We start from the raw sequence: 14,130 nt of genomic DNA on the forward strand, positions 1-14,130 counted from the left end.
GAGGCAGGATTCGGGGAGAGTTGTTCCGGCACCGGATCGATCTTGCACTCGCTGTGCGTCCGGCCTCGCGATGTGCGGTAGTCGATGCGCCAGTTGCAGAAGCCGCTGCTGAGGGCTCCGACGAAGGCACAGTCGACACTCGCATTGACGGCGGGGGCTCAGGCCCCGGATGTCCGCCGTCGTTGCGAGCAACTCCCGTGCCGGGTCGGCGGCCTGGTCGGCCGGCAGGCCGGTCGCCGCCGCCAGTTCCTCGCGCGCCGCCCCCGCCGCTCCGTCGGCCGGAAGGGCCGGCAGCGGCCGGACGCCGGGCGCGGAGAACACCGTCCCGCCCTCCGTGGCCGCCGCCCACCTCGCGGTCAGCCCGTTCGCCGCCCGGATCGTCGTATTCGTGACCGGCATTCCGCACCTGTGAGCCCCGCGCTTACCATGCGCTCTGTCGTACGTCAGTTCCGTACGGTCAACACCCCGGCCCCGCCGCCCGAACCAGGAAGCACGGTACCCGTGTCCATACCCCCGCCCCCTGGGCCCTACCAGCCTCAGGAACCCCAAGGGCCGTACCCGCAGGGCCAGTACCCGCCGCCGCCTCCGCCGTCCCCGCAGGGCCCGTACGGCCCTGCCTACGGCCCCTACCCTCAGCCTCCCTACCAGGGCTGGGGCCAGGGCTACAGCCCGTACAACCAGCCGGCGCCGGTCAACGGGCTCGCCATCGCCGCCCTCGTCCTCGGCATCCTGTGCTGCCTGCCGGCCGTGGGACTGGTCCTGGGACTGATCGCGCTGCGGCAGATCAAGAAGAGGGGCGAGCGCGGCAAGGCCATGGCCGTCATCGGGTCGGTGCTGTCGTCCCTCGGGCTCGCCCTGTGGGTGCTGACGCTCGCCACGAACGGTGTGTCGGAGTTCTGGGACGGGTTCAAGGAGGCCGCGAGCAGCAGCTCGCCGGCCAAGGGTGAGTGCTTCGACTCGCCGAGCGGCCTGGAGGGTTCGACGTACGACCTCGACGAGGTGTCCTGCTCCGGCACGCACGACGGCGAGGTGTTCGCGGTCGTCGTGCTGCCGGACGGCGACTTCCCCGGTGACACCTCGGTCACCGACACCGCCGAGGACAAGTGCTACAAGCTCCGCTCCGCCTACGCCATGGACACCTGGGCCGTACCGGACGACGTGGACGTGTACTACGTGGTGCCGTCCCAGGAGAGCTGGGATCTCGGCGACCGCGAGATCACCTGCGCGTTCGGCAATACGGACAGCGACGCGGCCATGGAGGGCGGCTCGCTGCGCAACGACGAGACGACGCTCGACGCGGACCAGCTCGCGTACCTGAAGGCGGTCAACGTCCAGCAGGCGGCCATGGAGTCGGTGCCCGAGGACCTTCCCGAGGACGATCTGGAGGCCAACAAGGAGTGGGCGGCGCGCATCGTGTCCGCGCTCGCCGAGGAGGCCGGCCTGCTGCGCGGCCACACGTGGCCCGCCGACGCCCGAAAGCCGGTCGAGGCCGTCGCCAAGGAGGTGGAGGCCCTTCAGGCGCCGTGGTCCAAGGCGGCCGTGGCCGCCGACGTGGACGCCTTCTACCTGCATTACGGCGAGGCCCTGGAGCTGGAGGACTCCGCCCTGTCGGTCACGGCACGCAAGGCTCTGGGGCTGGCCACCACTCCGCCGCCCGACGACGAGGGCGGCACCGGCGGAGACGTCGGGGGATCGGGTGACGACCTGGAGGTGTGACGGCGCCCATAGCGGGGAGAAAGCGCCTGCGTAAAGCCCTGCGAGGGCTTATGTCATCACATCGAGTGATTCTCTGGCCTTTGCTTGCATGGCACAACCCACGGTTGCCAGGCTGTTGCTGTCTGTACAAGCTGATGGGAGCGGCCAGTGACTTTCGGTGAGCAGCCGGCGTACCTGCGTGTCGCGGGTGATCTCCGCAAGAAGATCGTCAACGGTTCGCTGCCACCGCACACCCGCCTCCCGTCCCAGGCCAGAATCCGCGAGGAGTACGGCGTCTCGGACACCGTCGCGCTGGAGGCGCGCAAGGTGCTGATGGCCGAAGGGCTGGTCGAGGGCCGCTCCGGGTCCGGGACGTACGTGCGTGAGCGGCCGGTGCCCCGCAGCATCGCCCGCTCCGGCTACCGCCCGGCCGGCGGGGCCACGCCTTTCCGGCAGGAGCAGGCCGACGGCGGGACGCGCGGCACCTGGGAGTCGAGCAGCGAACAGGCCGAGGCGAGCGGTGCCGTGGCCGAGCGGCTCGCCATCCGGCCCGGCGACCGCGTGATGTGCACGAAGTACGTCTTCCGGGCGGCCGGCGAGGCGATGATGCTCTCCACCTCCTGGGAGCCCCTCGCCGTCACCGGCCGTACGCCCGTGATGCTGCCCGAGGAGGGCCCGCTCGGCGGCATGGGCGTCGTCGAGAGGATGGCCGCCATCGACGTGGTGGTGGACAACGTCACCGAGGAGGTCGGCGCCCGCCCCGGCCTCGCCGAGGAGCTCCTCGCGCTCGGCGGTGTCCCCGGCCATGTCGTCCTCGTGGTCCAGCGCACGTACTACGCCTCGGGCCGCCCGGTGGAGACGGCCGATGTGGTGATTCCGGCGGACCGGTACCGGGTGGCGTACCACCTCCCGGTGAAGTAGCGCGCATACCGGCCGACTTCTGCTGCGGCCGAGGTGACTCGATGCAGCCGGATGTGAAGTGGCGCACGCCCTCCTGGCAGTTGCCCCCGGCGAACGCCCAACGGGCTTATCTTCGTACGGCGTTCGAATTCGGCCGTTCCTGCAGGTCGGTGCCGATGCCGGGGTCATGTCGCCGGCCGGATGCGTCGACGCATAGAGGGGGCGCGTTCGACGATGCGCGCCCCCGGGCGCGCCGGTCGGTGCTGGCTGGTTGCGTACCTCTTTGTGAAAAGGCGAGTTCGCTGCGTAAAGGTTGGGCGTAGGCTCGGGCATATGCGGATTGCGGTTTCCTTAGCGGGCGGGGCTCGTCGCAGGCTGTGGGTGGGAAGCGGCCGGGCCGGGGCGGGAAGGAGCAGTGGGGCGCGATGAACGACGGCACGATCACTCTTCCCTGGCTCGTCATACGGCAGGACGACAACGGCAATCGCTACCGAGTGGGAAGGTACGCGACCCGCGCCGAAGCCCAGAAGATCGCGGACAGCCTCGACGGCCGCGGCCACAAGCAGCTCTACTGGGTCGAACGGATCGGGCAGAACGGCACCAGCTCGGCCGACTGAGCGCTCCCGTCCCGTCGGCCCCTGCGCTGTCGTAGGCTCCGGCGCATGACGGAACGGATCGTGGTGGTGGGGGCCGCCCTCCTCGACGGCGGCCGCCTCCTCGCCGCCCGCCGCAGCGCGCCCCCCGAACTCGCCGGACGCTGGGAACTGCCCGGCGGCAAGGTCGAGGCGGGCGAGACGCCCGAGGCGGCGCTCGTGCGCGAACTGCGCGAGGAACTCGGCGTCCGGACCGAGCCCGTCGAGCGGGTCCCGGGCGAGTGGCCCCTGAAGCCGCCCTACGTCCTCCAGGTGTGGACAGCCTGTCTCCTCCCCGGCTCCGACGACCCCAAGCCCCTCCAGGACCACGACGAACTCCGCTGGCTCGCTCCCGCCGAGATCTGGGACGTGCCCTGGCTGGACCAGGACGTGGCGGCGGTGCGCGAGGCGGCGACCCGGCTCGAGACCAGGACGCGCTGAACGTCGTAAGGCCGGGCGGCCGGGGGCCGGGGCGTGCTGAACGCCATGCGGCTGGGGCAGCCAGGGCCGGGGCGTGCTGATGGACGTGCGTTGTTCTTGACCGGCGTGCGCTGATCATCCCGTACGCCGTTGGTGTCACAGTGCGCCCCCGTGGGCGGTACTGCCGGCTTGATATCGGGTATGTGCCCATTAACCCCACGAAAACGGACATGGGTGAGCCGGCTGGCCCGGGATGTGATCGGCGTGATCGACACCGAAGGCGAGTGCGCCGAGTGGACCTTCCCGGCGGACCCGGGCGCCGTGCGCAGGGCTCGGGCCGTCGTCCGGGGGCGGCTGCGCGACTGGGCTCTCGGCAGCCTCGCGGACCTCGCGGCGCTCCTGGTCAGCGAGCTGGTCACGAACTCCCTGCGGCACGCGACCGGCCCCATCGGCGTACGGCTGGTGCGCCCCGCCGGCCTCGACGGCGTCCTGCTGGTGGAGGTCTCCGACCCGCTCCCGGACCCGCCCCGCGAGCGCGTCGCCCGGCCCGAGGACGAGAGCGGCCGGGGCCTGCAACTGGTGGCCCACTCCTCCCGCCGCTGGGGCACCCGGCCCGACGACGCGGGCAAGACGGTGTGGTTCGAACTCGCGGTGCCGGGATGAGCCGGCGGTGTACGGCCGCTTCCGCTCTGTCGAGCAACTGGTTCAGGCCAGTGGCGGTTGTGGATCCACGTGGTTCGACGACGTGTCCGCTGGTTAGAAGACTGTAGGTGTTGTCACGGTCCGGACCGAAAACCATCGGGACCGTGCTGTGATCGTGAACACCGTGTTGTGCGGCGCCGTAGTGCTGGATACTGCGGGCAGCCGCCCCCGGTGACCGGTGCCGGACGCGGTGAGCTGGAGGGGACGGTTCGCGTGAGCGAGATACCAGCGAAGGCCACGGAGTCGAAGGACCCGTCGGACGGCGCGAGGACGGAGGCCGCGGGTGATGCCGCTGCGGGCATCCGTCCGGAAGACGTGCCGCCCGGGGATGCCATGTGGCAGAGCAGTCCGCCTGGTTCGATCTACGACTACATCAAGGTCGCGTCCTTCTCCATCGGCCCCGACGGGCTGGTCGAGCAGTGGAGCCTGCGCGCCGAGCAGCTCTTCGGCATCGCCGCCGAGCGGGCCGTCGGCATGGACCCCATCGAGGCGTTCATCGACCCGGACCTGCAGGAGCGGGGCCAGCGGAAGATGGCGGAGATCCTCGACGGGCGGGAGTGGACCGGCGTGGTCCCCTTCGGCGTGCCGGACGCCGCGACCGGCGAGCGCGGACGGCAGGGGCTCGCCGAGGTGTACGTCATGCCGACGCGCACCGAGGACGGCGAGAAGGCCGCCGTCTGCATAGTCGTCGACGTCCGCACCCTGCGCAGCATCGAGACCGACCTCGCCGCCTCGCAGTCGATTTTCGGTCAATCTCCGTTCGGCTTCCTGCTGATCGACCCCGATCTGCGGGTGCGCCGCGCCAACCTGCAGTTCGCCAACACCTTCGGCGGCACCCCCGACGACCACCGCGGCAAGGGTGTGTACGACTATCTGCAGGGCCCGGAGGCCGAGCGGGTCGGCGCGACCCTGCGCCGGGTGCTGGAAACCGGCAACTCCATCACTGACATGCACGTCACGGGTTTCGTGCCGGGTTCCGACGAGCGCCGCCACTGGTCCATCAACCTCTACCGCGTACACAGCGGCTCCGGCCGCCCCATCGGCATCGCGTGGCTCGGACTCGACATCACCGCCCGTCGCGCCGCCGCCCGCGAGGCCGCCAACGCCCGGCGCAATCTCGCCCTCCTGAACGAGGCCGGTGCCCGCATAGGCAACTCCCTCGACCTGGAGACCACCGCCCGAGAACTCCTCGACGTCGTCGTCCCCGGCTTCTGCGACCTGGCGACGGTCGACCTCTACCAGGGCCTGCTGGCCGGCGACGAGACTCCGCCGGGCCTCGCCGACGGCAGCGCGGAACTCCGCCGCGTCGCCTTCGCCAGCGCCGTCTCCGACGCGCCCTTCGCCGGTTCGGGCGACCCGGTCGCGGTCGGCGCGGTCCACCACTACCCCTTCAACTCGCCCTGCGCGGACGCCCTGCGCACGGCCCGCCCGCAGTGGGTGCCCGCCGAGGACGGCGGCCTCGTCCAGTCCACGCTCGCCGTGCCGATGGTCGCCCACGACACGGTCGTGGGCATCGCGCAGTTCGCCCGGACGAAGGGCAGCGAGCCGTTCGGAGACCGGGACCGGGACCTCGCGGTGGAGCTGGCCGCGCGGGCGGCCGTCTGCATCGACAACGCCCGCCTGTACCGGCGCGAGCACGAACGCGCGTTGATACTGCAGCGGTCGTTGCTGCCCCCCGGCGACCCGGTCGCCTCCGGCCTCGACATCGCCTGCCGCTACCTGCCCGGCAACTCCTCCTCGGACCGGCCGAGCGAGGTCGGCGGCGACTGGTTCGACGTGATCGAACTGCCGGGGCACCGTACGGCGCTGGTGGTGGGGGACGTGATGGGCCGCGGCCTGCGGGCCGCGGTGGCGATGGGTGAACTGCGGTCGGCCGTACGCACACTGGCCCTGCTGGACCTCGAACCGGCGGAGGTCCTCTCCGCGTTGGACGAGATCGCGCGCGGCCTCGGGGCGCCGGGAGGCGTCCAGCAGGCCACCCGCGCGGCCCGTCGCCCCCGCGAGGCCGACCTCTCCGAGGTGTATCTGGCGACGTGCGTGTACGCCGTCTACGACTCGGTGACCCGCAGGTGCACGTTCGCGAACGCCGGCCACCTGCCTCCCGTCCTGGTCGAACCCGGTGAGGCGGCGCTGATGCTCGACGTGCCGCCGGGCATGCCGCTCGGCGTGGGCGGCGAGCCCTTCGAGGAGGTGGAGGTCGAACTGCCGGAGGGCGCCCTGCTCGCGCTCTACACGGATGGACTGGTCGAATCGCGCGACCACCCGCTGGACGAGGGCCTCCAGGCCTTCGTAGGAGCGCTGACGGACCCCTCCAGCCCCCTGGAGGACGTCTGCGACCACGTCCTGCACACCCTCGACAGCCTCCACGGCGAGGACGACATCGCCCTGCTCATGGCACGCGTCCAGGGCCTGCCCGCCGACTCGGTCGGCGACTGGACGCTGCCGCGCGAGCCGCGCAGTGTGGGCAAGGCCCGCGAGTACGCCCGCGGCCAGCTGCAGCGCTGGGACATGGAACCCCTGGTCGACACGACGGAGCTGCTGGTCAGCGAACTGGTCACGAACGCCCTGCGCTACGGCGAGGGCGACATCAGGCTGCGGCTGCTGCTAGACCGCACGCTGGTGTGCGAGGTCTGGGACTCCGGCCTGGTCCAGCCCCGCCGCCGCCGCGCCCGCGACACCGACGAGGGCGGTCGCGGCCTGCAACTGGTCGGCCTCCTCAGCGCGGCCTGGGGCTCCCGCCGGACGCCCCGCGGCAAGACGGTGTGGTTCGAACTCCCGCTGCCGGACGGGGAGACCGGCCTGGCGGATCCGGCGGAGGCCCTGCTGAGCCTGTTCTGAGCGAGGCGGGTGAGCCCGAGGGGGCCTCACGAGGTCGGGGAGTCGCGGTGTGCCCGGCTGCCGGGGCCGCCGAAGCCCGCCGGCGGGGCGGTGTCCGTGTGGGGGTTGCCGCGCAGGCGGACGTCCTGCTCGGCGAGCTCCCGCGCCCGGCGGGCCAAGGTGTCGGCGTGCAGTCGGTCCATGAGCGTGGAGGGCGGCGCGGCCGGTCCGGTCGGCGCCGTGTCCCGGGCCGCCGCCAGCAGGGTGCGGGCCTCGGCGCCCACCGCGGCCCGGTGCACCGCGATGAAGGCGTCCGCGTCGGCGATCGCGTGGTGCGCCGTGAGCAGGGCGGCGGCCGGGAGGACGCCGCCGCGGCCGGTGGCGAGTGGTGCGGCCGCCTCGACGATCCGTCGCAGGAGGTCCAGAGGGTCGTACGGACGGGCGCCGGTCAGCGTTTGCCGTACGGAGGCCAGGACGGCGTCGGCGTGCCGGAGCCGGGCGCGCAGTTCGCCCACGGGAACGTGGGACAGGGGGCCGTTCGAAGGTCCCTGCTTTCCGGTGGCCGGCATTGCTCGTACCACCGCCAACTCCGCCTCCGCGCCCGTCAGGGTGGCCGCGAGCATCTCCCGGGCCGTCGTCAGATCCGCCGCCAGCCGCTCCACCCGGTCGAGCAGTACGGCGGCCCGCGCGATGGCGCCCTCGGCGGCGCGGAGATCGCCGGCCGTGCGGTCCCGGTCGCCGGAGTCGGCGGCCTGGCGGGACCGGTTGAGGTGGGTGGTGGCGAAGACCAGGTGGTCCTTGGCCTGCTCGACGTAGCCGGTGACCGGGGCGGTGGCGGAGGGCGCGTAGTGCCGGGTGACGTCCGTGAGGGTCGTCTCGCTGGTCGCCGTGCGGGCTGCCAGTTCGCGGAACCGGGTCTCCGCGAAGGCCAGGGCCTCCCCGGACTCCAGGGCCGGCCCGCGCAGTCGGTCGAAGGCCGCCGCCTCCCTGTCCAGTCGGCGGGCCGCCTCCTGGCATCGGCCCACGATCCCGGTCAGCGCGTGACGACGGGATGGCTCGTCCTCCGGGACGCCCGCGTCGTACCGGTGGCGGATGCGGAAGGCGGCGGACAGTTCGGCCTCCGCCTCCCGTACGGCCCGGCTGAGCGGCGCGACGGCCGCCGATCCCGCACGCGGCCCGGCGAAGCTCAGTTCCTCGCGGCCGGCGCGGATCCGGTCGTCGGCCTCGGCCAGCAGCGTCCGTGACTGTTCGTCGAGGCCGGTGAGGGGCGCGGAGGGGGGCGCCGGGTGGGTGCTGCCGCCCGGGGTCGTACGGGTTCGGGCCCGCCGGGTGCGTCGCAGGTAGCCGTATCCGGCCAGGACTCCTGCCGCGCCCACCACGGCGAGCGGCAGGACCAGGTCGGCGGCCGACGTCTCCTCGTCCTCCTGCGCGGCGGCGACCTGGGCGTCGGTGCTGATCGCAACCGGAACGTCCGTGTTGATCGTCATCCCTGGCAACACCAGCCACACGAGCCCGGCCGCACCGCCCAGCAAGGCATGCGCCACCCGCACCGATATGTGAGAGCGAGTGCGCCGCGGGCGGCTCCGGATCAACGATGACGTCACGTTTCGGAGCGTATGAGGAGGAATGCGGGGGCGCGACCGGGGTGGCGGCTGGCCGTACACCGATGGGGGAGGGGAACGCCGTCATGGAACGTTCTGGGGGGACGGGGATGGAAGCACAGCGGGAGCCCGAGAAGGGCGAGACACCTGCGGCAGCGGAAGCGGACAGTGATCAGGCCGCGCCACCGCAGCCGAAGCCGGACCCGGAGGCAACGCCGGGTGCGGACCCGGACGCGGGCCCGAACGCGGACCCGGGCCCGAACGCGGACCCGGGCCCGAACGCGGACCCGGACCCGGGCCCGAACCCGGACCCGGGCCCGGACCCGGACGCGGACCCGGAGCCCCTGCCCGAGCAGAAGCGGCGGCGGTCCTGGGGCCGATGGGTCCGTCGCACCGCCCTCGCGGTCGTCCTGGTCGTCGTCCTGCCGGTGCTCGCGGCCCAGATCGCCCTCCGGGTGAACTACACCGGCGATCCGGCGGCCGGCACGCACACCCGCGACAAGGACGCGATCTGGCTCGGGCACGCCTGGGTCGACGGGCGGAAGAAGGACGCCGACGTCACCGCTCTGGCCCGGCGGCTGCAGACGACCGGGATCCGTGACCTCTACGTCCACTCCGGGCCGCTGGAGCACGACGGCACGCTTCCCGAGTCGGCGTATCCCAGGGCGCGTTGGTTCATCGACGCGATGCACGGCGCGGCGCCCGGCATCCGTGTGCAGGCCTGGCTCGGTGACGTGCTCGCCACCGAGAGCCCGAACGGCATGCGGCTGGAGCGGCCGAAGACCCGGGCCGCCGTCGTCGCGTCCACCCGGCAGATCCTGGCCGTCGGCTTCGACGGCGTGCACTTCGATCTGGAGCCGCTGCACTCGGGCGACCGGAACTACCTCACCCTCCTCGACTCGCTGCACCGCGTCACCCGCGCGCGGGACGCACAGCTGTCGATCGCCGCGCACCAGATCGATCCGGTGCCGGGGTTCCACTCCTTCTGGGGCACGGTCGCCGGGCACCCGAAGTGGTGGTCGCAGAAGTTCTTCGGGCAGGTCGCGCGCCGGGTGGACCAGATCGCGGTGATGTCGTACGACACGATGCAGCCGTTGGAGAGCACGTACGGCGGTTACGTCGCCCAGCAGACCGCGTTGGCTCTGGAGGTCACCCCGCAGTCCACCGACCTGCTCATGGGCCTGCCCTTCTACCACGAGAACCGGTTCGGCCACTGGAATCACGCCGAGACCGTCTCCGCCGCGGTGCGGGGGGTCCGGCTGGGTCTGTCCCGCACGGACGCGGACCGCGCGAACTTCGGCGTTGCCGCGTACGTGGACTTCGCGGCCACGGAAGAGGACTGGACGGCGTACCGGGAGGGATGGGTGCGCTGAGGCATACCCGGCGCTACCTGAGAACCGGCTGCGGTCGGCTCCCGTCGGCGCGAGCATCCGACGATGACGGCCGACCGCAGGCCCCTCACCCGCGACGACCTCACCCCCCTCGCCCGGGCGGCGGAACCGCCCCCTCCGGCTCCTGGACGGCGACCACCCGGGACCGGGGACGATGCGGGCCGGAGCGGAGCACCATCTGGGCCGGGCCCTGGAGCTGATCAAGCGCCGGGGTACGGCGACGTAAACATCCCGTGGCCGAGACGTCATGCGCGCTTCGCCCGCACGGGCCCCTCCGTTGGTTGTGAGTGGGCTGTGGCCGCCCTACCGTCCACGGATGCGAGCGCTACTCACCAGCAAGACCGCCCGGCGTGCCCTGCGGCCGATCGTCGAACTCCTCGACCAGCGCATCGAGCGCCAGGTCCGCCGGGTCGTGACGAACACCGTCGGGAACACCCCGGGAAGCACCGCGCCCGACGCGACGACGCAGCAGGAGCTGAACAAGCTGCGCAGCCGCCAGCGCCCCCTGGAGCTGTTCTTCGACGGCACCGGGCGCGGCGCGTCACGGCTGCCGTCCGCGCCCCACCTCGACCGCACGATCGCGGAGCTGGCGCGGGTGACCGGGGACAAGGACGGCGCCGAGCGCAATGTCGCCCAGGCGTTCCGGCTGCTCATCGCGTTGGAGGCGCTCGGGGTCGGCCGGATCGCCGGCGGCACCATGAACATCGTCGGCAAGCTGTCCGCCGTACCGCTGCTCGATCCGCCGAACGACGAGATCCTGGAGATCGGCACCCTGTACGGGATGTTCGGCGCCGCCCTGATCCGGATGATGGAGCGTGCGGGGCGTGACCCGCGGCTGACGATCGTCGATCCGCTCGCGGGAACACAGCTGCAGCCCGGCGCCACCATGGGCGCCGACGCCTCGGGCACCCCCGTGCGGGGAGCCGCGGTGCGCACCAACCTGGCCCTGGCTGGCGCGGCCGGCACCGCCACCCGCATCCAGCAGGGCTTCTCCGAGGACCCCGAGGTGCGCGCCCTGGTATCCGACCGCTCCTACGGCGTGATCGTCGTCGACGGCGACCACTCCGCCTCCGGTGTGGCGGCGGACCTGGAGTGGGCCGAGCGGATCGTCGCCCCCGGCGGCATCGTCGTGCTGGACGACTTCGGGCACCCGAAGTGGCCCGGCATCAAGGAGGCCTTCGAGAAGCACATGGCCACCGAGACCCGGTTCACCTACCTCGGACAGGTGGCGCACTCGGGCTATCTGCGGGCATCAGCCTGACGAAGGCCGGCGCCGGATCCTGTCGCCGAGCCACACGAGCGGGTCGTACTTGCGGTCGACCGCCCGTTCCTTCAGGGGGATCAGCGCGTTGTCCGTGATCTTGATGCCCTCGGGGCAGACCTCCGTGCAGCACTTGGTGATGTTGCAGTAGCCGAGACCGTGCTCGTCCTGGGCGGTCTTCTTGCGGTCGAGGCCGGTCTCGTCGGCCGCGTCCAGCGGGTGCATGTCCAGTTCCGCGACCCGCATCAGGAAGCGCGGGCCGGCGAAGGCCGGTTTGTTCTCCTCGTGGTCGCGGACCACATGGCAGGTGTCCTGGCACAGGAAGCACTCGATGCACTTGCGGAACTCCTGTGACCGGTCCACGTCCTCCTGCATCATCCGGTACTCGCCGGGACCGAGATCGGCGGGCGGTACGAAGGCGGGCACCTCGCGGGCCTTCGTGTAGTTGAAGCCGACGTCGGTCACCAGATCCCGGACGACGGGAAAGGCGCGCAGGGGAGTGACGGTGATCGTCTCCTCGGGGGTGAACACCGACATGCGGGTCATGCACATCAGGCGGGGGCGTCCGTTGATCTCCGCCGAGCAGGAACCGCACTTGCCCGCCTTGCAGTTCCAGCGGACGGCGAGGTCGGGGGCCTGGGTGGCCTGGAGGCGGTGGACGATGTCCAGCACCACCTCGCCCTCGTTCACCTCGACCTCGAAGTCCTTCAGCCCGCCGCCCCGCACGTCACCCCGCCACACCTTGAAGTGGGCCGTGTAGCCGCTCATTCGTACAGCTCCTCTTCGGCGAGGTACTTGACCAGCTCCTCCTTGTCGAAGAGGGCGAGCAGGTCGGGGCGGATGGGGTCGGTGGACTCACGGGTGAGGTCGATCTGGCCGTGGACCGGGTCGGTGGCGGCCAACCCACCGGTGGGATCCGTGAGTCGGCACAGGAGGTTGACGGGGCGCCACTCGCGGTCCATCGCCGGGTGGTCCTCGCGGGTGTGGCCGCCGCGCGACTCGGTCCGCTCCAGCGCGGCCCGGGCCACGCACTCGCTGACCAGGAGCATGTTCCGCAGGTCCAGGGCGAGATGCCAGCCGGGGTTGAACTGGCGGTGGCCCTCGACGCCGGCCCGCCGGGTCCGCAGGCGCAGATCGGCCAGCTTCTCCAGGGCCTGCTCCATCTCCGCCTCGCGGCGGATGATGCCCACCAGGTCGTTCATGGTCTGCTGGAGTTCCTGGTGGAGGGTGTACGGGTTCTCCGGTGGCCCCTTGGCGGGCTCCGGGCCTTCCGCCGAGAACGGCCGCAGGGCCTCCGCCGCCGCCGTGTCCACCTGGGTGTCGTCCACGGGCGGGCGGTCCGCCCCGAGCCCGACCGCGTAGTCCGCCGCGTGCAGGCCCGCGCGCCGGCCGAAGACCAGCAGGTCGGAGAGGGAGTTGCCGCCCAGGCGGTTGGAGCCGTGCATGCCGCCCGCGACCTCACCGGCCGCGAACAGACCCGGCACCCCGCGCGCGGCCGCCGTGTCCGACTCCACGGCGATGCCGCCCATCACGTAGTGACAGGTGGGCCCGACCTCCATCGGCTCCGCCGTGATGTCGACGTCGGCCAGCTCCTTGAACTGGTGGTACATCGAAGGCAGCCGGCGCCGGATCACCTCGGCGGGCATCCGCGTCGACACGTCGAGGAACACGCCGCCGTGCGGGGAGCCGCGGCCCGCCTTCACCTCGGAGTTGATCGCGCGGGCCACCTCGTCACGGGGGAGCAGCTCGGGCGGGCGCCGGTTGTGGTCCGGGTCCTCGTACCAGCGGTCGCCCTCCTCCTCCGACTGGGCGTACTTCTCCTTGAAGACGTCGGGGATGTAGTCGAACATGAACCGCTTGCCCTCGGAGTTCCTGAGCACCCCGCCGTCACCGCGCACCGACTCGGTGACGAGGATGCCCTTCACCGACGGCGGCCAGACCATGCCCGTCGGGTGGAACTGCACGAACTCCATGTTCAGCAGGGGCGCCCCGGCAAGCAGTGCCAGCGCGTGGCCGTCCCCGGTGTACTCCCACGAGTTCGACGTCACCTTGAAGGACTTGCCGATGCCGCCGGTCGCGATCACCACGGCGGGGGCTTCGAGGACGAAGAAGCGGCCGGTCTCGCGGTCGTAGGCGAAGACGCCGGACACCCGCGAGCCGTCCTTGAGGATCCGGGTGACCGTGCACTCCTGGTACACCTTCAGGCGCGACTCGTAGTCGCCGGTCTCCTTGAAGTCCTCCTGCTGCAGCGACACGATCTTCTGCTGGAGGGTGCGGATCAGTTCCAGGCCCGTGCGGTCGCCGACGTGCGCCAGGCGCGGGTACTCGTGGCCGCCGAAGTTGCGCTGCGAGATCCGGCCGTCCTTCGTACGGTCGAACAGGGCGCCCCAGGTCTCCAGCTCCCACACCCGGTCCGGCGCTTCCTGCGCGTGCAGCTCGGCCATCCGCCACTGGTTGAGGAACTTCCCGCCGCGCATGGTGTCGCGGAAGTGGACCTGCCAGTTGTCGCCGGAGTTCACGTTGCCCATCGCCGCCGCGATGCCGCCCTCGGCCATCACGGTGTGCGCCTTGCCGAACAGCGATTTGCAGATGACGGCCGTACGGGCACCGCGCTCGCGTGCCTCGATGGCGGCACGCAGCCCGGCTCCGCCGGCGCCGACCACGACGACGTCCCATTCCTGCCGGTCGACCACGGACATCACAAGGCCCCA

General features: G+C 71.9%; 12 protein-coding genes. 9 read left to right on the top strand and 3 right to left on the bottom strand.

The window, feature by feature from the left end:
* Positions 1 to 169 precede the first annotated feature (169 nt).
* The 7 genes from ACFWWR_RS15645 to ACFWWR_RS15675 all read left to right on the top strand — a co-directional run bounded on the left by ACFWWR_RS15645 (position 170) and on the right by ACFWWR_RS15675 (position 7,187).
* Complete coding sequence (locus ACFWWR_RS15645) at positions 170 to 412, top strand: hypothetical protein (RefSeq protein ID WP_384303662.1); 243 nt, start codon at positions 170 to 172, stop codon at positions 410 to 412.
* A gap of 89 nt (positions 413 to 501) precedes the next feature.
* Positions 502 to 1,716 carry a DUF4190 domain-containing protein gene (locus ACFWWR_RS15650; protein WP_383858142.1) on the top strand — a complete coding sequence of 405 codons (1,215 nt, stop codon included), beginning with the start codon at positions 502 to 504 and terminating at the stop codon, positions 1,714 to 1,716.
* Between the two features lie 147 nt (positions 1,717 to 1,863).
* Entirely contained in the window at positions 1,864 to 2,616 is a 753-nt protein-coding gene (locus ACFWWR_RS15655; protein WP_383858145.1) for a GntR family transcriptional regulator, read from the top strand.
* Positions 2,617 to 3,020: 404 nt separating this feature from the next.
* Complete coding sequence (locus tag ACFWWR_RS15660; protein ID WP_030041955.1) at positions 3,021 to 3,212, top strand: SPOR domain-containing protein; 192 nt, start codon at positions 3,021 to 3,023, stop codon at positions 3,210 to 3,212.
* A gap of 45 nt (positions 3,213 to 3,257) precedes the next feature.
* The gene (locus tag ACFWWR_RS15665) at positions 3,258 to 3,668 is read left to right on the top strand and encodes a (deoxy)nucleoside triphosphate pyrophosphohydrolase (protein WP_383858149.1); all 411 of its coding nucleotides are present in this window, start codon (positions 3,258 to 3,260) and stop codon (positions 3,666 to 3,668) included.
* A 180-nt stretch (positions 3,669 to 3,848) separates the two neighbouring features.
* The gene (locus ACFWWR_RS15670) at positions 3,849 to 4,310 is read left to right on the top strand and encodes an ATP-binding protein (RefSeq protein WP_383858152.1); all 462 of its coding nucleotides are present in this window, start codon (positions 3,849 to 3,851) and stop codon (positions 4,308 to 4,310) included.
* A gap of 252 nt (positions 4,311 to 4,562) precedes the next feature.
* Positions 4,563 to 7,187, top strand: coding sequence for a SpoIIE family protein phosphatase (locus ACFWWR_RS15675; RefSeq protein WP_383858154.1), 2,625 nt, complete (start codon positions 4,563 to 4,565; stop codon positions 7,185 to 7,187).
* Between the two features lie 26 nt (positions 7,188 to 7,213).
* Here the strand turns inward: ACFWWR_RS15675 and ACFWWR_RS15680 are convergent, their stop codons facing one another.
* On the bottom strand, positions 7,214 to 8,653 hold the full coding sequence (locus ACFWWR_RS15680) for a hypothetical protein (protein ID WP_384303664.1): 1,440 nt from the start codon (positions 8,651 to 8,653) through the stop codon (positions 7,214 to 7,216).
* 200 nt (positions 8,654 to 8,853) lie between these two features.
* Here ACFWWR_RS15680 and ACFWWR_RS15685 point away from each other — a divergent pair, with 200 nt between their 5' ends.
* Both ACFWWR_RS15685 and ACFWWR_RS15690 read left to right on the top strand, forming a co-directional pair.
* Positions 8,854 to 10,140, top strand: a complete 1,287-nt coding sequence (locus ACFWWR_RS15685; protein WP_384303666.1) for a hypothetical protein — start codon at positions 8,854 to 8,856, stop codon at positions 10,138 to 10,140.
* Positions 10,141 to 10,474: 334 nt separating this feature from the next.
* Complete coding sequence (locus tag ACFWWR_RS15690) at positions 10,475 to 11,419, top strand: class I SAM-dependent methyltransferase (RefSeq protein WP_384303668.1); 945 nt, start codon at positions 10,475 to 10,477, stop codon at positions 11,417 to 11,419.
* Here ACFWWR_RS15690 and ACFWWR_RS15695 read toward each other — a convergent pair.
* Entirely contained in the window at positions 11,411 to 12,187 is a 777-nt protein-coding gene (locus tag ACFWWR_RS15695) for a succinate dehydrogenase/fumarate reductase iron-sulfur subunit (RefSeq protein WP_384303670.1), read from the bottom strand. The two genes, ACFWWR_RS15690 and ACFWWR_RS15695, sit on opposite strands and share 9 nt — an antisense overlap.
* The gene (locus ACFWWR_RS15700; RefSeq protein ID WP_384303672.1) at positions 12,184 to 14,118 is read right to left on the bottom strand and encodes a fumarate reductase/succinate dehydrogenase flavoprotein subunit; all 1,935 of its coding nucleotides are present in this window, start codon (positions 14,116 to 14,118) and stop codon (positions 12,184 to 12,186) included. The genes ACFWWR_RS15695 and ACFWWR_RS15700 overlap by 4 nt, the downstream gene beginning before the upstream one ends.
* Positions 14,119 to 14,130: the final 12 nt, after the last annotated feature.

Source organism: Streptomyces sp. NPDC058678, assembly GCF_042714835.1.
Taxonomy (GTDB): domain Bacteria; phylum Actinomycetota; class Actinomycetes; order Streptomycetales; family Streptomycetaceae; genus Streptomyces.

Coding starts and splice junctions, on each gene's coding strand:
- ACFWWR_RS15665 (WP_383858149.1), top strand. CDS start 3,258: ATGACGGAACGGATCGTGGTGGTGGGGGCCGCCCTCCTCGACGGCGGC.
- ACFWWR_RS15685 (WP_384303666.1), top strand. CDS start 8,854: ATGGAACGTTCTGGGGGGACGGGGATGGAAGCACAGCGGGAGCCCGAG.
- ACFWWR_RS15670 (WP_383858152.1), top strand. CDS start 3,849: ATGTGCCCATTAACCCCACGAAAACGGACATGGGTGAGCCGGCTGGCC.
- ACFWWR_RS15645 (WP_384303662.1), top strand. CDS start 170: ATGTCCGCCGTCGTTGCGAGCAACTCCCGTGCCGGGTCGGCGGCCTGG.
- ACFWWR_RS15680 (WP_384303664.1), bottom strand. CDS start 8,653: ATGACGATCAACACGGACGTTCCGGTTGCGATCAGCACCGACGCCCAG.
- ACFWWR_RS15660 (WP_030041955.1), top strand. CDS start 3,021: ATGAACGACGGCACGATCACTCTTCCCTGGCTCGTCATACGGCAGGAC.
- ACFWWR_RS15695 (WP_384303670.1), bottom strand. CDS start 12,187: ATGAGCGGCTACACGGCCCACTTCAAGGTGTGGCGGGGTGACGTGCGG.
- ACFWWR_RS15690 (WP_384303668.1), top strand. CDS start 10,475: ATGCGAGCGCTACTCACCAGCAAGACCGCCCGGCGTGCCCTGCGGCCG.
- ACFWWR_RS15700 (WP_384303672.1), bottom strand. CDS start 14,118: ATGTCCGTGGTCGACCGGCAGGAATGGGACGTCGTCGTGGTCGGCGCC.